Raw genomic sequence first — 18,979 nt, 5'->3', positions numbered from 1 at the left:
ATGGGCCCGCACTGCGATAGTCTCCCCCCAGGCTTCGAGCTTCCTCCCCTCCCCCTCATGGCCACTTCCTCGGATGTCAGTCAGGTGCTGCTGCCCATTGGCGGGCTCGTCGGGCGAGAGATCGATCTCGACGCGTTCCTGCAGACGCTGATGGATCGCATCGCGGTGACGATGCAGGCGGACCGCGGCACGCTGTGGTTGTTGGATCCAGCGCGGGGCGAGCTCTTCTCGCGAGCGGCGCACCTGCCCGAGGTGTCGCAGATCCGGGTGAAGCGGGGCCAGGGAGTGGCCGGCTACGTGGCCGAGCACGGCGAGCCGGTGAACATGCCGGACCCCCGGGGCGAGAGCCGCTTCTTCGCGGACATCGACCGGATGACGGGCTACCGCACCACCACGATCCTGGCGGTGCCGCTGCGTGATGCGGGCGGGGCGCTCTACGGGGTGCTGCAGGTGCTCAACCGGCGGGGAGGCGGGCGCTTCACGGACGATGACGTGGAGCGGCTGATGGCCATCGCGGTGCAGGTGAGCCATGCGCTGCAGAGCACGAGCCTGTACCAGGAGCTCCAGCGCGCGAAGGATCAGCCGCAGGCGCCGGTGGGCTACTTCTTCAACCGGATCATCGGCGAGTCCGAGCCACTCAAGGTCATCTACCGGCTCATCCAGAAGGCGGCGCCCACGGACGCGACGGTGCTGCTGCGGGGCGAGAGCGGGTGCGGCAAGGAGCTGTTCGCGAGGGCGGTGCACGTCAACGGCCCGAGGCGGGACAAGCCCTTCGTGAAGGTGGACTGCGCGGCGCTGCCGGCGTCGTTGATCGAGAACGAGCTGTTCGGCCACGAGAAGGGAGCCTTCACGGGGGCCGACCACCGGGTGCCGGGGAAGTTCGAGGCGGCGGATGGCGGCACGGTATTCATCGACGAGATTGGAGAGCTGCCGCTGCCGGTGCAGGGCAAGCTGCTGCGGGTGCTGCAGGACCGCGAGTTCGAGCGGGTGGGCGGCACGCAGACGCTGAAGGTGGACGTGCGGATCGTCGCGGCGACGAACCGGGACCTGGCGAGGATGGTGGCGGAGGGGAAGTTCCGGGAGGATCTGTACTACCGCATCAAGGTGGTGGAGCTGGTGCTGCCGCCGCTGCGCGAGCGCGGTGGCGAGGACATCGAGCGGCTGACGCGGCACTTCATCGCGGCGTCGGCGAAGCGGCACCGGCTGCCCCTGCCGAGGCTGAGCGCGGCGGCGCTGGAGCGGCTCAAGCGCTACCGGTGGCCGGGCAACGTGCGCGAGCTGGAGAACTGCATCGAGAGCGCGGTGGTGCTGAGCGAGGGGGAGATCCTCGAGGAGCACCTGCCCCTGCCGAAGGTGGTGGGCGTACCGCCGGCCCAGACGGAAACGGGCGCCCCCGCGCTGCCCGAGAGCCTCACCGGGGAGCTGCTGCCGCTGGCCGAGGTGGAGAAGCGGCACATCCTGCGGGTGCTGGACTCGGTGAAGGGCAACCGGACGGCGGCGGCGAAGGTGCTGCAGATCGGCCGCAACACCCTGGGCCGGAAGCTCAAGGAATACGGCATCGCCGACGAAGGGTAGCGCACCGCCCTTCTCCAGCTGACTCACGAACGAGCCCACTCCCGCTCCCGCCTTTGCAGACCGCGCGCCCACCCTCATCCATTCAGGGTTGGATTGGAGCGCGATGCCCTCGGGCCACCGACAGACGGCCACACACCGATTGTTCTCGCTCGCCCTGCTACTGACCGCCGCGGTGGGCGTGGTGCTCACGCTCGGGCTGCTCAGGTTCGACCAGCGGGCCCGCCAGGGGAAGGAGCGCGAGGCCCTCGCTCAACAGACCGCGCGCGCCAGCAAGTTGGCTGCCGAGCTGGAGGCCCAGCTCGACATTGGCAAGCAGCTCCTGAACACCCTGGCATCGCTCGCCGGCCCCCTGCATCGTCAGCAGGAGATCGAGGATCTGTTGAGCCGCATGCTCGCCTCATCCTCGGAGAACGCCATCTACGGGGTCGGAGTGTGGTTCGCGCCCGGCAAGTTCGAAGCGGGGCGGTACTACATGGGCCCCTACATCCACCGAAGAATGGACGGAAGCAAAGAGCCCCCGACCGTCACCTACGAGTGGGAAAGGCCTGACTACGACTACCCCTCGCAAATCTGGTACCAGCAGGCCTGGAAACTCAACGGGGGCATCGTCATCCCCGAGCCCTACATGGAGGTGGACCAGCTCGCGTACGAGTCGCTCACGCGGCTCTTCTTCGACGACCAGGGCCAGCCCAGGGGCGTGGTGAGCCTGGACATCCTCATCCCCCGGCTGCGGGAGCTGGTCCACCACGCCAACGTCTCCGAATCGGAACAATTCTATGTCGCCAGCCAGGCGGGCCTGCTCATCGCGCACCCCCAGGAGGAAGCACTGCTCACCTGGGCGCGCGAGCACGGGCACTCCCCGCGAGACCTGTCCGAGCTCTCCCTCTCGGACCTGCGGGAATGGGAGCACGAGCAGGGACTGGACCGCGGACGGCACACCACCGCGGTGACCGTCCAGGATACCGGCTGGAAGGTGTTCGCCTCGACGAACGAGAGCACCCTCTTCGCGGCCGCGCGCAACCAGCAGTGGCTGGTGGTGGCCCTGGGCATCGTGCTCTGGGCGGGGCTGGGGGCGAGCGGCGTGGCCATGGCCCGCTCAGAACGGGCGCGCTCCCTGCTGCGCACGCTTGCCGAGCGCCAGCGTCAAGAGGAGGAACGTCAGCGGCTGCTCGCCCAGGTCCGGCAGCGCTCGGCGGAGCTCCAGGCCATCATCGAGAGCATGGTGGACGCCGTCGTCGTCACCGACACCAGAGGAAACATCACCCTGGTCAACCGGGCCGCGCTGGCGCTCTCCGTGGTGCCATCGCCCGGGACCGAGATGCGCCGCCTGGACACCATGTATCGGCTCTACCCCCCTCGGGAGCTGGATGGGGCGGAGCTTCCCTTCGACGCCATTCCCTTGAACCGGGCCCTGCGCGGTGAGCAGGTGGGCGACACGGAGTTCGTCCTCAACACCCCCCAACACTCCCAGAAGCTCGTCCTGCGGGTGAACGCCGCCCCCATCCGGGACGAATCGGGGCACGTCGTCGCCGCGGTGTCGGTGGCACGCGACGTTACCCAGTCCATCGAGTTGGAGCGTCTCCAGAGCGAGTTCGTGAAGATGGCCGCGCACGAGCTGAAGACCCCCCTGACGGTGATGAAGTCCTTCGCCCAGCTCGCCCAGCGAACGGAGAATCCCTCGCCCGCCCTGCGCCGGCTCCTCGAGGGCGTTGGCCGCGGCGCGGATCGGATGGATCGGGTGATCCGCACGCTGCTGGACGCCTCCCAGCTCCAGCTCGACCAGCTGCGCTTCGAGAAGGAGGAGGTGGAGCTGTGCGCGCTGCTGGAGACCACTGCCGCGCGCACCGCCGCCTACCACCCGCGCAATCCCATCCACGTGCGGCCAGGGCCTCGGGCGTGGGTGCTCGGCGATCCCGCGCGGCTGGAGCAGGTGCTGACCGAGTTGCTGGACAACGCCGCCCGTTACTCGCCCGCGAACCACCCGGTCGAGGTCTCCCTCCGTCTGGACTCGGACGAGGTGGAGATCTCCATCCACGACGAGGGCATTGGAATCCCGGAGGACCGGCAGGCCCGTGTCTTCGAGCGCTTCTACCAAGCCCACGCGGGGACGCCCCACGACCGGGGCGGCATGGGCCTGGGACTGTACCTGGCGCGAGGCATCATCCTGCACCATGGTGGCCGGATTGAGTTGGAAAGCCGGGAGGGCCAGGGGACCAGCGTGCGCCTCCGCCTGCTGAGACTGCCCGAGCGGCAATCCGTCCGGTGGAGGGCCTCCTGCGAGGCTCCAGCGCATCCTCCTGTTGAACCGGAGAATGGAGGACCCAGTCGATGACGGGCGCACACATCCTCGTCGTAGATGACGACCCGGATCTCCGCGAGGTGGTCACACTGATGCTCGAGGCCGCTGGCTATCGGGTCCGCCAGGCGGAGAATGGCCAGATCGCGCTGGAGCGGATCAAGGAAGAACTGCCAGGCCTCATCCTCCTGGACATGAAGATGCCGGTGATGGACGGCTGGAGCTTCGCGGCCGAGTTCCATGCCCGCTACGCGCACCGCGTGCCCATCGTGGTGATCACCGCCGCCGAGGATGCCCGCCACCGCGCCCGAGAGGTGGAGGCCGAGGGCTGGATTGGCAAGCCGTTCGAGCTGGACGAGCTGGGCACCGCCGTCCTGCGCCACCTCACCTCCGGGGAAGGCGGGAGCGGGAGGGTCTGGCTCGGCTGAGCCCCTCCTCGCCCCCGGGTGCGGCCCTGCGGCCGAGCGGCAGTCCCACCCCGAGGGGCGAGCCACGTTCCGCTTCTCCCCTTCTCCCTTCGTGCGAACCCTCGACGAGAGGATTCACAGGGCACGGCGCGTGGGGTGCGTGCCCGGGATGGTGGCCTATATGGGGACGGCAGCGGCCTTGCCTCGCCGGGTGGCGATTGCTCGCAAGGTGCGAGCGCAGCCCCGGCGCCTCATTCCCTTGGCGGTGGTGGTGCTGGCGCTGATCGCCTGGGCGGGCTACCGCGCCTGGGCCGCTCGCCAGCCATACACCTGGGCGGGCACCGTGGAGGCCCGTGACATCGCCGTGGGCTCGCGCGTGGGTGGCCGGGTGAAGGAGGTGCTCGTGCAAGAGGGCGAGCGCGTGGAAGCAGGTCAGCCGATCGTCCAGCTGGAAGCAGGAGACCTGAACGCCCAGCGGCTCCAGGCGGAAGGCCAGCTCCTGCAGGCCCAGGCCGCGCTCGACAAGATGATGGGCCACACCCGTCCCCAGGACATGGGCAAGACACGCGCCCAGGGAGGCCCGGCCCGCGTGGAGCCACGCCCGCCCCTGACGGGCAGTCTCGCCGAGCAGGTGGCCCGCGCCCGCGCCGAGCTCACCGCGGCCCAGGTGGCCCTCGACAAGGCCGAGCTGGACGCGCGGCGGGCCCGCTCCCTCTTCCAGCAACAGGTGAATACCCGCGCCGATCTCGATACCGCCGAGGCCTCGCTCCGGCAGGCCCGCGCGACCCGGGACGCCCGCCACGCCCAGCTCCAGGAGTTGCAGCAAGGCACGAACGCGGACATCCGCGCGCAGCAGGGCGCGGTGGAGGCCGCGCGAGGACGGCTGGAGGCCATCGACGTGGCGCTCAACGAGCTCACCATCCGCGCCCCCCTGGCCGCGCGGGTGGAGTCGTTGGATCTGCGGCCGGGAGATCTGCTCCAGCCCAACGCCACCGCCGCGACCCTGGTCGAGGACGATCAGCTCTACGTGCGCATCTACGTACCGGAGACGCACCTGGGCAAGCTGCGGCCAGGGAGCGAGGTCCCCGTGCGCGTGGACTCCTTCCCGGGCCGCACCTTCACGGGCGTGGTGGAGAACATCGCCTCCGAGGGCGAGTACACCCCGCGCAACCTCCAGACGCCGGACGAGCGTGCGTGGCAGGTCTTCGCCACGCGCGTGGGCCTGCGCGAGGAGGGCCAGCAACAGCTCCGCTCGGGGATGGCGGCCTACGTCACGGTGCCGAAGTGAGCACACCCCAGCCCGCCATCTCCGTCCAGGGGCTGACCCGGCGCTTCGGGGACGTCACCGCGTTGGATGGCGTGGACCTGGAGGTGCACAGCGGCTCCATCTACGGAATGCTCGGGCCCAACGGCAGCGGCAAGTCCACGCTCATCCGCATCCTCTGCGGGCTGCTGGCACCCTCCGGGGGCAGCGCGCGGGTGCTCGGGCTGGACGTAGCGAGCGAGGGCGAGGAGATCCGCCGCAGCATCGGCTACATGAGCCAGCGCTTCTCGCTCTACGAGGACCTCACCGTCCTGGAGAACCTCCGGTTCTACGCCCGCATCTATGGCCTGTCCGGGACTCGGGCGCGCGAGCGGCTGGAGGCGGCGGTGGAGCTCACGCACATCCGTCCGTACCTGGATCGGCGCGCGGGAGTACTGTCGGGCGGGTGGAAGCAGCGGCTGGCGCTGGGGGCGGCGCTGATGCACCAGCCGCAGGTGGTGTTCCTCGACGAGCCCACCGCCGGCATCGATCCCGTGGCCCGGCGAGAGTTGTGGGATCTGCTCTTCCTGCTCGCTGCCGAGGGCGTCACGCTCTTCGTCACCACGCACTACATGGACGAGGCCGAGCGCTGCGGCGAGGTGGGGTACCTGTACCTCTCGAAGCTGCTCGTCACGGGGACGCCGGAGGAGCTCAAGCGGCTGCCCGCGGTCCACCGTTCGGGAGAGCGCCGCCTGGCGGTGGAGACCCTCCATCCCGCGCGAGCGCTCGCCTACCTGAGGACCGTGCCCTGGTGCCGTGGAGCGACCCTCTTCGGACAGTCCGTGGAAGCGCTGGTGGACACGGGCCTGGAGGACGCGGAGATGCTCGCCCGGCTGAAAGAAGCGGGCTTCCCCGGCGCCCAGGTGCGTCCCATCACGCCCTCGCTGGAGGACGTCTTCGTGGCCCTCACCGAGCAGGCCGCTCGGGAGCGGGAGGATCCGGAGAGCCGAGTCCTCCGGACCGAACTCGCGGAGGTGCATCCATGAGCACGCATCGCATCTGGGACTCCTTCGTCGCCATCATGCAGAAGGAGTTCGTCCACGTGGTGAGGGACCGGGCCACGCTCATCGCCGCGCTGGCCATTCCCCTCTTCCAGCTCACCCTGTTCGGGTTCCTGGACCAGACGGTGCGGCACGTGCCCACGGTGGTGGTGGATCAGGATCGGACGAGCGCCAGCCGGCAGTTCGTGGAGCAACTCGAGGCCACCGACACGTTCCGTGTGGTGGCGGTGACGTCGGACCCGCGCGAGGCCCGTGAGCGGATCGTCGAGGGACGGGCCAGGGTGGGCGTGGTGCTGCCACCCGAGTTCGGTGCCGCGCGCGCGCAGGCGGATCCGTCGAAGCGAGCCTCGGTGCTGGTGCTCATCGACGGCTCGGACTCGGTGGTGAGCGCACAGGCGTTGGCGGCGGTGAACGGGGTGGCGGCGAAGGTGAATCTGGACACGATCTCCGAGCGGGTGGGAGCCGCGGCCCAGCCGGTGATCGACGCGCATCCCCTCGTCCTCTTCAACCCGAGTGGCCGCACGGCCAACTACATCATCCCCGGACTGGTGGCCATCCTGCTGCAGATCGTCGCCACGGTGCTCACGGCAGTGGCCATCGTGCGCGAGCGGGAGAAGGGCACGCTGGAGCAACTCCTGGTGACGCCGGTGCACCCGCTCGGGCTGATGCTGGGAAAGCTGGCGCCCTACCTCATCCTGGGCATGGGGGAGATGGCCCTCATCCTGATGGCGATGCGCTTCGCCTTCCAGGTGCCCATCCAGGGCAACCTGGTGTTCCTCTTCGTGATGGCCGTGGTGTACCTGTTCTCGCTGCTGTCGCTGGGGCTGTTCGTCTCCACGCGAGCGAAGACCCAGGCGCAGGCCCAGCAACTGGCGCAGCTCTTCTTCCTCCCGTCCGTCTTCCTCAGCGGGTACATCTTCCCGGCGTCCGGCCTGCCACGGCCGTTGTATGCGATTGGCCGGGTCCTTCCGGCCACGCACATGGTGGAGATCATGCGCGGCGTGGTGCTGCGCGGCGCGGGGCTGATGGATCTGCTGCCCAACGTGCTCGCGCTGATCGCCATCTCCACCGTGCTGCTGGGGTTGAGCGTGCGCCAGTTCCACAAGGTGACGGCGTGACCTCGGCCCCCGGGACCGCGGCATTCCGAGCCACGGCCCCGGGGCGATGAACGGCTCAACCTCGGATCACCGGCCCGTGCTGGCGTCCTCCGGCTGCAGGCTGGAGGTCGCCGTGCCCTTGGCCAGCTCGGCCACATAGGCCGCGGCGAGCTTCGCGAACTTGACCGAGTTCTGCGCGCTGCCCGCCGTCTGCGTGAGGGTGTCGTTCGCGGTGTGGATGTACGGGTTGTCCTGGCCCATCAGTGCCTCGAAGGGGATCGAGGCCGCGTAGCCCTGGTTGTACCAGGAGGCATGGTCCGAGCACGCGTAGCCGCAGCGGGTGCTGGTCGAGGTCACCCCGGGCAGGTACTTGCTGATGAGGTTGGTGAGGAAGGTGTTCTGGGCGGCGTTGGTGTAGTCGGACACCAGGACGATGTCGTAGCTGGAGCCCCGGTAGTTGGTCATGTCCAGTTGCAACACGCCCACCACGTTGACGCCGCTGCTCTTGTGCTGAGCGGCAATCGCGGCCGACCCCTTGAGCCCAATCTCCTCGGCGGCGTAGGCCATGAACTTCACCGTCCTCGACGGACGATAGCCCTTGGCCATGGCCACGCGGATGACCTCGGTGAGCGAGGCCACGCCCGAGGCATCATCGTCCGCGCCGGGCGCGCTGTACGAGGAGCCACTGCCATTGATGGAGTCCAGGTGCCCGCCGAGCACCACCACCTCGTTGGGCAGCGTGGTGCCGGTGATGGTGAGGATGACGGACGGCTGCGGAGTGACGGAGGCGGAGTGCGTGAAGAGCGACACCGAGACGTCACTGCGCCCGTTGGCGAGGGTCGTCCACTGGCTCTTGAGCCAGTTGGCCGCGTCGATGCCCGACTGCAGGTTGTGGCGGCGCGAGGTCCACTTCGTGGACAACGACGTGATGGTGCTCCGGATGTTGGCCTCCTGGACGGCAGACAGCAGCGCATTCGCCGTCGTGGCGTTGTCGATGGTGTAGCTCACCAGGGTCTGGAGGGCCCGCGAGGGATTGCTGGCCTCCACCGCCGCCAGCGCCTCCTGCTCGGTGTCATGGGCGATGAAGCCCGCGCATCGGTTGAGCTTGTCGTGCACCAGCCCGGCCAGCGTTTCGAGCTGGGACTCGCGCACGCGTACCACCGCGACTCCGTCCTTCTCGTGCGCCGCGGCGGGCAGCTCCCGGCCCGGTCCCCGGAGTGAAGTCCGTGCCGTCTCCAGTACGTCCGTACCGAGGGTGATCCACACCTCCTTGTCCTGAGGACCCGCGAACGAGTCCTGTGAGCCCGCGAACGCGGGCGTGGCGCACACCAACCACAACGCAACCGCACCGAACTTCTTCGTTCCCATACAGTGCTCCCTGCGATGGATGATGCCTTCAGTGAATTCCAGCTTGGCGCGCATTTCCTGCCTCGCCGGGAGGCCGGACTTATCCGCGTATGCCGGGCTGGATCTAGATTCAGCCTGTAACGGAATGGTCTCGACTGTGAGATCCAGAACAGTTCCGGTCCAGGCAATCCAAGGCGGGGACGTCCGGGCGGGAGGAGCCGCTCCGGCCGATCTGACAGAGGGAAACGCGCCGTTCAGCGCAGCTTGCGCCGCAGGTGGTTCAGCAGGTCGATGCGGGTGATGAGGCCGATGAACTCCTCCCCGTCCACGACGATGGGCACGAAGCCCTTGTCGAGGAGCGTGAGCAGCTCGGGCACCGGGGTGCTCACGTCCACGGTCTGCAACCGTGTGGACATGAAGTCGCGCACCGGCAGGCGCAGGCGCGTCTCGTCGTTGATCGCCGCGAGCAGCAGGTCCGACTCGTCGATCATCCCCACGACCTTGCTCCCCTCGAGCACCGGCAACTGGGAGACGTCGTAGAGCTTCATCCGCGCGTAGGCGACGAGCAGCGTGTCCGTGGGCGACAGGGTGACCACCGCCCGCTCCGCGTAGCGGCGGGTGATGACGTCGCGCAGATCGCCATGAGACTGGCGCGGCAGGAAGCCCTGGTCCGCCATCCAGAAGTCATTGAACATCTTCGACAGGTACTTGTTGCCGCTGTCGCAGACGAGGGTGCACACGCGCTTGGGCGTGGTCTGCTCGCGGCAGTAGCGCAGCGCCGCCGCGATGAGCGTCCCCGAGGACGAGCCCGCGAGGATCCCCTCCTTCTTGAGCAGCATGCGCGCCGTCTCGAGGCTCTCCGCGTCGGGAATGCTGTAGGCCTTCTTCACCCGGGAGAGGTCCGCGTTGGCTGGCAGGAAGTCCTCGCCAATGCCCTCGACAACCCACGAGCCCGCCTTGCCCATCTTGCCCGTCTTCACGTAGTCCGCGAGCACCGAGCCCTGAGGGTCCGCGAGCACCATCTCGCACTCGGGGATGGCCTTGGCGAAGTAGCGCGACAGGCCGCCCAGGGTGCCGCCCGAGCCGACGCCGCACACCATGGCATCGATCCGGTTGCCCAGCTGCGCGGCGATCTCCGGGCCGGTGGTGGTCTCGTGGGCGAGCGGGTTGGCCGGGTTGGAGAACTGGTTGACGTAGAAGCCGCCCAGTTCCCGGGCGATGCGCTCGGCCATGTCCTGGTAGTAGTCGGGGTGGCCCTTCTCCACGTCCGAGCGGGTCATCACCACCTCGGCGCCCAGGGCCTTGAGGTGGAGCACCTTCTCCTGGCTCATCTTGTCCGGGATGACGAGGGTGAGCCGGTAGCCCTTCTGCGCGGCGACGAGCGCCAGGCCCAGGCCGGTGTTGCCCGCGGTGGCCTCGACGAGGTGCATCTGGTGGGGCCCGAGCTGACCCGCCTTCTCCGCCGCCGAGATCATCGACAGGCCGATGCGATCCTTGATGGAGCCGCCGGGGTTGTGGCTCTCGAGCTTGAGGAACAGCTCACACGGTCCGGTGTCGAGCTGGGTCACCTTCACCATGGGGGTGTTGCCGATGAGGCCGAGGAGGTCGACGGGGGGCGGAGCGATTCGCATGGTCGCTCAGAGTACAGCCAACGCGGGACCCTGGCACCCTCACCCCGTCCCTTCAGGTGTAGTCGAACACGAGCTCGAACTCGTCGTCGCTCGGGTGGAGCGGGCAGTAGAAGAGCGAGGCCTGCTCGTAGAAGCGGATGCCACCCAGGCTGTCCCATACCTGGAACAGGTGCAGCATGGGCTCGCCTGCGCATAGCGGTGTCTTATCGGACAGGTTGGTCCATGCAGGCCACCCTCCTACGAAGCGTTTGAACGCATCGTCGATCGGTACGGGGCATACCTTCCTGCTGACCCGCGCATAGCGTGAGCCAGGGTTCGTGACGCCTTCGGCCTGCCAGCGCGCCAGGATGCCCAGAGGATCCCGCGCCTCCACGATCGTCCAATCCGGCAGGCTCCAGCCTTCCTCGAAGCGCAGCCGGCGGCGCACCTTCTCGGGCTGACCGGCGGGGATGGAGCGCGCCCGGTGCTTGGAAGGAGCGGGGTTCGCATAGGCGTACACCCTGAAGTTCTCCCCGTGCTCGGCGTAGCTCAGGCTGCATCGGCGCTTGCAGTCCTCATGGTTGCAGACGAAGAGCGAGAGGAGGGTCAGGCGCTCGGGAAGGATGATGCCGTGGTCGCGGGCGTGGAGTTGCACCGTGAACGACATCGGCCGATGGCAGAAGCAGCAGACAGGCCACTCGCGCTCAGCCTCCAAGTAGGGGTGCCCGCCGATGAAGCTGCCCAGTACATCCTCGCAGGGCTCCTGCGTCTCGTGCACGCGCGCCGCGGGTGAGCGCAGACGCTTGAGCTCCTGCTCGAACCGAATGTCCAGGTCCGTCGTCATCAGGCGGCAAATCATGACCAGCCGGCCAGCGTTCCCGCAAGGCGAGTCTCTTCAGCCCGCGAGCACCCAGGCCGCGGCCACCGTGAGCCCTCCCGCCGCCACGAACATCCTCCACGCCCGGCGTGTCAGCACCGTGCCCGTCCCCTCGCCCGCGTTGCCCAGAATCACCATCGCCGGTCCACCCTGCCTCCCGCGCAGCTCGTAGACTCCCGGCACCGGGCCCTTCCTCAGCTCTCCCACCACCAGACACTCCTCGCCGAGCTTCCCCACCCGCTCGTACGACAGCGCCTCCTCCACCACCCGGCCTTCCGCCGGCACTCCCGTCCCCGTCTCCGTCAGCGGCTTGCCCATCTGACAGCGGCGGATCCGCACCGGCGCCAGCAACAACTTGGGCGAGAAGCTCACCGCCGCCTCCGCCCGCTCGCCTCTCACCTGCAACACCGGCGCATACGCCCGCTCCACCGACAGCAGCGACCCCTTGCTCCCGTCCGGCATCACGCCGCGCAGCTCCGCCTCGTAGAAGGCGCACACCACTCCGCCCGGCGATGTCACCTGATCGCTCGACACCAGCCGTCCCCGGTACACGCCCCACCCCGGAGAGCGTCCCTCGCGCAGGGCCGCCACGCCTTCGTCAATGCTCCGGGGCGCCTCAGCCCTCAGCACATCCGCGCGCACCCGGACCCGAGAGCCCGTCACCGCCAGCCCCGCCGCCACCACCAGCAGCGCGAAGCCCAGGCCGTCGCCCAGCACGCCCGGGGACACATACATGAATGGACCGGCCCGGTATCTCAGCGCGACGATCGCGAAGAGCACCGCCAGCAGCCCGAACCAGGCCAACGGCCATTGCGGCATGAAGGTCCGGGCATCCTTCCTCCCAAAGGAGAACGCCGCGATCACCAGTGCACCCAGGCCCGCCGCGTACAGCGGGGCAAATGCCCACCGCAAGTCCATGGCTCCCCCTGCCCGGAACCCGCACCGTGGCCCACCACCACGCTCGGGCCCCGGCCCGGCCAAAGGTGCGCCCGTCCCCTCGACACGGCAAGGGCACACCAGGGCCATGCGCCCGTGCACCACCGGACACGGACTCGCCCTCCAGGAGGAGCCTTCCCGTCACTCCTGTTGGGTTTCCGCCACCTTGTTGTGCTTGGACTTCTCCGTCTGGAGGCCTCGCACCACCACGTCGTCGAAGGTGCAGACCAGGTTGCGGCAGCCCAGCGCTACCTTCGCCGAGCGCCCCTGGAGGCCCTCGAGGAACTTGTGCGCGAAGGGCTCGCTGCCGCCGTTCAGGTAGGCCTCCACCTCCACGCCGTTCTTCTTCTTCTTCAGTTGCAGCTTCACGCGGAAGGGGCCCTGGGGAACCGGCGTCTCGTCCTGCACCAGGCTCTCCACGTCCTGCGCGCTGTTGCCCACCACTTCCTTGCCGTCCGCGGTGGTGTAGCTCCAGCTCAGCCGCATGCCCGCGTCCGGAATGGCGAAGACAGACACCTGCACGCCCGTGACGCGGAAGGACAGCTCGGCGTAGTGCTGCGCGTCCGGCTCCTCGGTGTAGCCCTTGCCCAGCGGCTGCGCGCTCATCAGCACTTCGGCGGAGAAGTCGTCGCTGGAGAAGTAGCGGTGGGCCAGGTACGCGCGGGGAATCAGCTGCCCGCCGCTCGCCTCATTACCGCCCTGGATTGCATGGAGCCGCCCGTCCACCAGCGTCCACGTCCCCGCGTGGGCGTTCAGCTCCTCCTCGCCCGCCACGAAGTCCACGCCCAGGCGCACCCGCCCGTCCGCGAGATCCTCCACCATGGAGCTCACGAACAGGTCTCCCTCGGTGTTCGCCGGCCACGGCTTGTCGCCCGGCGCGAACCGCGGACCCCAGGAGCCGAGCACCACCTTGGTGTCACCCCATTGGAAGAGGTCCACCTTGCCCAGCACCTTCCTCGCCCCGGCGGAGAGCGCCACCAGCACGCCCAGCGCCGTGAACACGGTGCTCACCTTGCGCCAGCCCCACTTCAGCCGGCGGCGCACCACGCTGTCCCGCTCCGGAGCCTGCGCCAGGCCCGGCGGCAACGCCGGTTGCGAGATGCTCGTCACCAGCGCCTCGAGCGCCTGGCACACCTCGGCGGCCCGCGCGTAGCGCGCTCCCGGCTCGTTCTCCAGCAGCCGCGCCACCACCGCGTCCACCCGCGAGTCCAGACCGGGCACGCGCTCGGAGGGCAGCTTGAAGCGCCCCACCGGCAGCTCGCCGGTGAGCATCTCGTAGAGCACCACGCCGAACGAGAACAGGTCCGCGCGCCCGTCCACGTTCTTCGCGTCCCGCCGCTGCTCCGGGGCCATGTAGTTGAGCGTCCCCATGGCCACCGCCGTGGCGGTGAGCTGCAGCCTCGAGTCCGGCCGGCGGATGCCCGCCAGTCCGAAGTCCGCCACCTTCACGTGCCCGCGCCCGTCCAGCAGGATGTTTTCCGGCTTCAGGTCGCGGTGGATGATGTCCTTGTCGTGCGCGCTCTCCATGGCGCGCGCCACCTGCAGCGCCACGCGCAGGGACTCGGAGGGCGACAGCTGGCGCATCACCTCGCGCAGCGAGCGTCCCTCCACGAACTCCATCACGAAGAAGTAGTGCTCCCCGGCCACCCCCCGGTCGATGATCTGCACGATGTTGGGGTGGTTGAGCGCCGCGAGCGCCGTGGCCTCCTTGTCGAAGCGCGTGACGAACTCGGGATCCTTCGCCAGCCGCGGCGGCAGCACCTTCACCGCCACCATGCGGCCCAGGGACTTCTGCCGCGCCTGCCACACCTCCCCCATCCCGCCCCGGCCCAGCACCCGCACCAGCTCGTAGCCCGGCAGTTGCATCGCCGAGCCGACGAAGGTGCCCTCCTCCTCGGGCACGCGCGTATCGACCGGCGCCCCCACCACGGGCAGCGAGGGACGCAAAATGGTGGGCTCGGACAGCTCGGGCTGCTGCACGGAGGCGGCCGGCGCGGACACACGCACGGCGAAGAGGACGCCACAGGCACACGTCACCTGGTGACCCTCGGACAGACCGCTCACGTCGTGCGCACGAGCGCAGCTGGGACAGTTCTGGGTCTTCATCCGCCCTTGGAGTTGTTGGTGATCTCCAGCCCGATCACCCGATACGCCTGGACGCCCTTTTCCCTGCCCTTCACCTGGGTGATGGGCAAGGGCTCTGCTTCGAAACCATCGCCGGCCTTGTGGATGGTGCTCTCGTTGGCCACCACCTCTCCGCCCCTGGCCAGCCCGCACAGGCGCGAGGCCGTGTTCACCGTATCGCCAATGGCGGTGAACTCATGGCGCTCGGTGCTGCCCATGTAGCCCACGACGGCCTGGCCGGTGTTCAATCCGATGCCCACCTCGATGGGCGGCTTGCCCGCGGCCATGCGCGAGCCGTTGAGCACCTCCACCGCGTCCTGCATCTCCAGCGCCGCGCGCAGTGCCCGCGCCGGATCATCCGGGTGCGACAGCGGCGGGCCCCACACCGCCATCACGCAGTCGCCGATGAACTTGTCCAGGTTCCCCTCGTGGCGGAACACCACGCCCGCCATCAGGGTGAAGAACTCATTGAGCATGGACACCACCTCCTGCGGAGACTCGTTCTCCGACAGGGTGGTGAAGCCACGGATGTCCGCGAACAGGCACGTCACTTCCGCCAGCCGGCTCTGACGCAGGTCATCCGTCTCGCCGCGGATCACCGCCTCGGCCACCGCCCGGGACAGGAAGCGGCTGAGCTCGGCGCGGGTGACGGCCTCGGCTTGAATCTGCGCGGCCAGGGCCGCGTTCTCCAGGGCGATCGCCGCCTGCGCCGCGATGCCCGACAGGATGGTCAGATCCTTCTCCGAGAAGGCGTTGGTCTGCTGGCGCGAGTCCAGGAACAGCACCGCCTCCAGCTTGCCCTTGGACAAGAGCGGCACCGCCATGGCCGAGCGGATGCCCTGCGCCACGATGCTCTCCGAGGAGGAGAAGCGCTCGTCGATGATGGCGTCCGCGGTGAGCACGCCCTTCTTCGTCTCGGCCACCTTCTGCAGCACGGTGTCGGACACCATCACGTTCACCGGGCTGCCCGGCCGGTGCTTCACCGCCATCGGGCTGAACTGGCCGTCCGAGCCCCGCTTGAGGATGACGCCGTGGTCCGCCGCCAGCAGCTGGAAGGCCACCGAGAGGATCTGCTCGAAGAGATCCGTCTGCTCGCCCTGCTGGCTCACCTGGCGGTGGAACTCGTAGGCGATGCGCAGCTTCTCGTACTCGCGCTTGAGGGTGGCCAGCTCCTGGATCTGCTCGGCGGGCCGGAAGTTCTGCGGCACCTGCTGATCCATCTGCGCGAGGAACGCGGGGATGGAGTGCGACTGCGCCACCACCGTCACCCGGGGACCGGCACGCCCCGGGTTGGAGTTGGGACCCGGCACCGGCGGAGCGGCCACCGCGGGCGCCACACCCGACGCCTCTCCTGTGTGGAAGACGAGCTTGGAGGCGCCCAGGGCGATCTCATCCCCGTCGCGCAGCCGCAGCTCCGCCACGCGCCGCCCGTTGACGAACGTCCCGTTGGAGGAGCCCAGATCTCGCAGGATGAAGTCCCGCCCCATCCGCTCGATGGTGGCGTGTTCCTTGGAAACCTCGCGGTCCACCAACCGCAGCGTGTTGGACGGGTGCCGCCCCAGGGTCGTCAGCTCCCCGAGCGCGAACTCTCCTGTCGTCCCATCCGGGAAGCGCCCCTTGAGGTGCGGTCCCCGCGGACCCGTGGATTTGGAGGAGGGGGTAGACACTGCGCGGACACTACCAAAGGCGATGGGGTACCGGAACGGCCACGGACGTCTGCCTGGAGGACGGGCTCACGGGATGGACACCGGGCTTTCCGGGCTTACCGGAGAATCCGGCCGGAATCCACCGGTGCCCAGAGGCAGGGGGTTCTTGATGGCAATCCCGATCGATGGGTACAGGGTGACCCCACCCAGGTCGCGCTGCTGGCCGAAGATGACCGGGCGGCAGTAGGAGTACCCGGCGGTGATTTCGGCGTAGACGTGGACGTACTTGTACCCCAGGGCAAGACCCATGCTGGCGCCGTAGAAATGGCTGGACACGCTGGCGGGCAGCGTCAGGTCGAAGCCCGACACGTCCTTGCCGGCCAATGAGTAGTCCACCAGCTTCGCGTCCAGGGAGGTGTGGCTGAAGATGTACTTGGGGGCCGCGTAGACCTTGAAGATGTCCCCCAGGTCCATGCTCAGGTAGACGGGGACCTCGACGTCCCAGCGGGAGAACTCGTCGATCTTCACGATCTCCAGGGCGTCCAGCACGTAGCTGTTGAAGATGTGCCGGGCGACGCCCACGCCAATGGCCAGGTCGTAGGAGTGGCGCCGGTAATCGGGCAGGAGCGAGTCGTCGGGATCGCCCCCATGCGCCAGGCGCAGCTTGGTGTCGAGCCGGACGGAGGTGGAGCTCAGACGCAGGCCCGCGTCCAGGCGGTTGGACTCCAGCAGGCCGGCGCGGACCATCAGCTCGTTGGCCGTGCCCGGCGGAGCCACCGCCAGCGCCATGCCCACCCCGAGCAGCCGCTGGGCGTCCTGCTCGGACAGCTCATAGCGCTGATCGTTGTCGATGCTCTTCTTGATGGCCTTGCCCTGCTGGATGCCCTCGTCAACCAGGGTGACGATCTGGCTGGCCGGGACGAAGACGCCCATGGCGCCGGACACCTGGAACTGGCCCCGGGCCAGCGGCTTCGCCGTCTGCATGGAGGAGAGCGTGGAGGCACAACCGGTCCCCATCAGCAGGGCGAGCAGGAGGAGCGATCTCATGGTGGGACGGCACGTTACGCCGCCGGCTGTCCGGTTGTCAGGCCCCCGGCCATTCGTTCCTTCCTCTGAGGCCGCTCTGGCTGTTAAGGGAGCCCCGTGCGAATCAAGCAGAAACCCGAGGATTTCTCCGTCAAGGAGTCCTACCGCTTCGACGAGGTGGCCAGCGGCCGCCACCGCGTCTATCTGATGGACAAGCAGAAGCTGTCCACCTTCGACGCGGCGGACCGCATCCGCGACGCGTTCGGCCTCAAGCCGGGCTCCATCTCCTACTGCGGCCTGAAGGACAAGCAGGGCCGCACCGAGCAGCTCATCGCGGTGGATGGCGCGGACGTGGACATGCAGGAGCCCGACCTGCGCCTGAAGTACCTGGGGCGCACGGACCAGCCCCTGTCCGCCGCCAACATCACCTCCAACCGCTTCGCCGTCACCGTGCGCATGCTGACGGAGGAGGCCGTCGGCCCCCTCAACCTGGCCGCCGCGGAGATCAACCGGCTGGGCGTGGTGAACTACTTCGACAGCCAGCGCTTCGGCTCGCTCAAGCACGGCCAGGGCTTCATCGCCAAGGATCTCATCCGCGGCGACTTCGAGGCCGCGCTGCGCAACTACCTGGCGCGCCCCTCGGAGCTGGACCGGTCCGAGGACGCCAAGGTGAAGGCCTTCTGGCGCGACAACTGGGGCCGGTGGGATGCGCGCGTGCCCTTCGAGGGCACCAAGAAGTACCACCGCATCCTCAAGTCCCTGCGCGAGCACCCCAGCGACTACCTGCGTGCCTTCCTGCAGATCGACGCGTCCTACCGCGCCATGCTGCTCTTCACCTACCAGAGCTACCTCTGGAACGAGGGCGTGCGGCGCTACCTCCAGCTACTGCTGTCTCGCGAGAACCTCTTCCCCCTGAAGTACCAGGCGGGCACCCTGCTCTTCCACCGCGACGCGGACCCGGAGGTGCTCCACACCCTGCGCGAGTCCACCTTCCCCCTGCTCGCCCCGGACACCCGCATTGAGGATCCGAAGGTGAAGCAGGCCGTGGACTGGGTGCTCGGCCGCGAGAAGCTGGCCCTGGAGGACCTCCGCGTCCCCGAGGCCCCGCGGATGCTCTACTTCAAGCACGAGGAGCGCCCCACCGTCGTCGTCCCCCACAAGCTCGTCGTCGGCCGCGTCCAGAACGACGACCTGAACCGGGGCTTCCTCAAGGTCAACGTCGCCTTCACCCTGCCCCCGGGGGCCTACGCCACGCTCGTCATCAAGCGGCTCTTCCACTTCGCCTACCAGGAGGAGAGCGCCCAGCAGATCCGCGACTCCTGGCGCGCCCCCGTGGAAGACCGGGAGGAGACCGGGGACACAGCCTTCGCCCCCCGGGGTCCCCGCAAGGCCCCCGCCCCCACGCCTCCCCTGCCCGCCCCCAAGGCAGCCCGCCGCTCCCCGGCCACCCCTGCCGCCCCCTCCCCGGGCAGGCGTCCCCAGGCGCGGGAAGTCGTCGATACCCGGCCCTCCCAGCCCTCCCCCGGCTTCCGCGAGCGCCAGCGCCAGAAAAAGGACGCCAAGGAGCAGGCCCGGCGCGACCAGGCAGCCAAACGCCCGGAATCACGGAAGAAGAAATGACGTTGCCCGCCGATTTTTCCGGCGGTGCAATGGGGAGGACCATGTTCCGTAGACCTGGGCGTGAACGCTCTCGCTCTCGACGCAGCAAACGTCACGGATCTCGCCCGGGCCATC

The 18,979-nt window shown here is 68.8% G+C and carries 14 protein-coding genes; 7 read left to right on the top strand and 7 right to left on the bottom strand.

Annotation, left to right across the window (positions count from 1 at the left end):
- Positions 1–57: 57 nt before the first annotated feature.
- From DAT35_RS02940 to DAT35_RS02915, 6 genes are all read left to right on the top strand, one after another.
- Positions 58–1,575: a sigma-54-dependent Fis family transcriptional regulator gene (locus DAT35_RS02940; RefSeq protein ID WP_233261269.1), complete on the top strand. Its 1,518-nt coding sequence runs from the start codon at positions 58–60 to the stop codon at positions 1,573–1,575.
- 103 nt (positions 1,576–1,678) lie between these two features.
- Positions 1,679–3,907: an ATP-binding protein gene (locus tag DAT35_RS02935; RefSeq protein WP_108065325.1), complete on the top strand. Its 2,229-nt coding sequence runs from the start codon at positions 1,679–1,681 to the stop codon at positions 3,905–3,907.
- Positions 3,904–4,299 (top strand): response regulator, encoded by a 396-nt coding sequence (locus DAT35_RS02930; protein ID WP_108065324.1) that lies wholly within the window; start codon positions 3,904–3,906, stop codon positions 4,297–4,299. Before DAT35_RS02935 ends, DAT35_RS02930 begins: the two co-directional genes overlap by 4 nt.
- 160 nt (positions 4,300–4,459) lie before the next feature.
- Entirely contained in the window at positions 4,460–5,566 is a 1,107-nt protein-coding gene (locus tag DAT35_RS02925) for an HlyD family secretion protein (protein ID WP_158501524.1), read from the top strand.
- Positions 5,563–6,567, top strand: coding sequence for an ABC transporter ATP-binding protein (locus DAT35_RS02920; protein ID WP_199242779.1), 1,005 nt, complete (start codon positions 5,563–5,565; stop codon positions 6,565–6,567). The genes DAT35_RS02925 and DAT35_RS02920 overlap by 4 nt, the downstream gene beginning before the upstream one ends.
- Positions 6,564–7,700 carry an ABC transporter permease gene (locus tag DAT35_RS02915; RefSeq protein WP_108065322.1) on the top strand — a complete coding sequence of 379 codons (1,137 nt, stop codon included), beginning with the start codon at positions 6,564–6,566 and terminating at the stop codon, positions 7,698–7,700. The genes DAT35_RS02920 and DAT35_RS02915 overlap by 4 nt, the downstream gene beginning before the upstream one ends.
- A 66-nt stretch (positions 7,701–7,766) precedes the next feature.
- Here DAT35_RS02915 and DAT35_RS02910 read toward each other — a convergent pair whose 3' ends face one another.
- The 7 genes from DAT35_RS02910 to DAT35_RS02880 all read right to left on the bottom strand — a co-directional run bounded on the left by DAT35_RS02910 (position 7,767) and on the right by DAT35_RS02880 (position 17,266).
- Positions 7,767–9,047 carry a M20/M25/M40 family metallo-hydrolase gene (locus DAT35_RS02910; RefSeq protein WP_108065622.1) on the bottom strand — a complete coding sequence of 427 codons (1,281 nt, stop codon included), beginning with the start codon at positions 9,045–9,047 and terminating at the stop codon, positions 7,767–7,769.
- 233 nt (positions 9,048–9,280) lie between these two features.
- On the bottom strand, positions 9,281–10,657 hold the full coding sequence (locus tag DAT35_RS02905) for a pyridoxal-phosphate dependent enzyme (RefSeq protein WP_108065321.1): 1,377 nt from the start codon (positions 10,655–10,657) through the stop codon (positions 9,281–9,283).
- A gap of 52 nt (positions 10,658–10,709) precedes the next feature.
- Positions 10,710–11,480 carry a DUF1963 domain-containing protein gene (locus DAT35_RS02900; protein ID WP_158501523.1) on the bottom strand — a complete coding sequence of 257 codons (771 nt, stop codon included), beginning with the start codon at positions 11,478–11,480 and terminating at the stop codon, positions 10,710–10,712.
- A 51-nt stretch (positions 11,481–11,531) separates the two neighbouring features.
- Positions 11,532–12,431 carry a hypothetical protein gene (locus DAT35_RS02895; protein ID WP_108065319.1) on the bottom strand — a complete coding sequence of 300 codons (900 nt, stop codon included), beginning with the start codon at positions 12,429–12,431 and terminating at the stop codon, positions 11,532–11,534.
- Between the two features lie 159 nt (positions 12,432–12,590).
- Positions 12,591–14,555 carry a serine/threonine-protein kinase gene (locus DAT35_RS02890; protein WP_108065318.1) on the bottom strand — a complete coding sequence of 655 codons (1,965 nt, stop codon included), beginning with the start codon at positions 14,553–14,555 and terminating at the stop codon, positions 12,591–12,593.
- Positions 14,552–16,240, bottom strand: a complete 1,689-nt coding sequence (locus tag DAT35_RS02885; RefSeq protein ID WP_199242778.1) for an adenylate/guanylate cyclase domain-containing protein — start codon at positions 16,238–16,240, stop codon at positions 14,552–14,554. Before DAT35_RS02885 ends, DAT35_RS02890 begins: the two co-directional genes overlap by 4 nt.
- 66 nt (positions 16,241–16,306) lie before the next feature.
- Positions 16,307–17,266: a hypothetical protein gene (locus DAT35_RS02880; protein WP_108065316.1), complete on the bottom strand. Its 960-nt coding sequence runs from the start codon at positions 17,264–17,266 to the stop codon at positions 16,307–16,309.
- A gap of 96 nt (positions 17,267–17,362) precedes the next feature.
- On the opposite strand from DAT35_RS02880, the gene truD reads away from it, so the two are divergent.
- Positions 17,363–18,865 (top strand): tRNA pseudouridine(13) synthase TruD, encoded by a 1,503-nt coding sequence (truD, locus tag DAT35_RS02875; RefSeq protein ID WP_108065315.1) that lies wholly within the window; start codon positions 17,363–17,365, stop codon positions 18,863–18,865.
- The last annotated feature ends 114 nt before the right edge of the window (positions 18,866–18,979 follow it).

The sequence above is a fragment of the Vitiosangium sp. GDMCC 1.1324 genome (assembly GCF_003044305.1).
Taxonomy (GTDB): domain Bacteria; phylum Myxococcota; class Myxococcia; order Myxococcales; family Myxococcaceae; genus Archangium.
This window is presented reverse-complemented; position numbering and strand designations above follow the sequence as displayed.

What these genes read in the sequence shown, in the direction of transcription:
- DAT35_RS02930 (WP_108065324.1), top strand. Translation starts at nt 3,904, where the DNA reads ATGACGGGCGCACACATCCTCGTCGTAGATGACGACCCGGATCTCCGC.
- DAT35_RS02895 (WP_108065319.1), bottom strand. Translation starts at nt 12,431, where the DNA reads ATGGACTTGCGGTGGGCATTTGCCCCGCTGTACGCGGCGGGCCTGGGT.
- DAT35_RS02935 (WP_108065325.1), top strand. Translation starts at nt 1,679, where the DNA reads ATGCCCTCGGGCCACCGACAGACGGCCACACACCGATTGTTCTCGCTC.
- DAT35_RS02925 (WP_158501524.1), top strand. Translation starts at nt 4,460, where the DNA reads ATGGGGACGGCAGCGGCCTTGCCTCGCCGGGTGGCGATTGCTCGCAAG.
- DAT35_RS02915 (WP_108065322.1), top strand. Translation starts at nt 6,564, where the DNA reads ATGAGCACGCATCGCATCTGGGACTCCTTCGTCGCCATCATGCAGAAG.
- DAT35_RS02905 (WP_108065321.1), bottom strand. Translation starts at nt 10,657, where the DNA reads ATGCGAATCGCTCCGCCCCCCGTCGACCTCCTCGGCCTCATCGGCAAC.
- DAT35_RS02900 (WP_158501523.1), bottom strand. Translation starts at nt 11,480, where the DNA reads ATGACGACGGACCTGGACATTCGGTTCGAGCAGGAGCTCAAGCGTCTG.
- DAT35_RS02940 (WP_233261269.1), top strand. Translation starts at nt 58, where the DNA reads ATGGCCACTTCCTCGGATGTCAGTCAGGTGCTGCTGCCCATTGGCGGG.
- DAT35_RS02890 (WP_108065318.1), bottom strand. Translation starts at nt 14,555, where the DNA reads ATGAAGACCCAGAACTGTCCCAGCTGCGCTCGTGCGCACGACGTGAGC.
- DAT35_RS02910 (WP_108065622.1), bottom strand. Translation starts at nt 9,047, where the DNA reads ATGGGAACGAAGAAGTTCGGTGCGGTTGCGTTGTGGTTGGTGTGCGCC.
- DAT35_RS02880 (WP_108065316.1), bottom strand. Translation starts at nt 17,266, where the DNA reads ATGAGATCGCTCCTCCTGCTCGCCCTGCTGATGGGGACCGGTTGTGCC.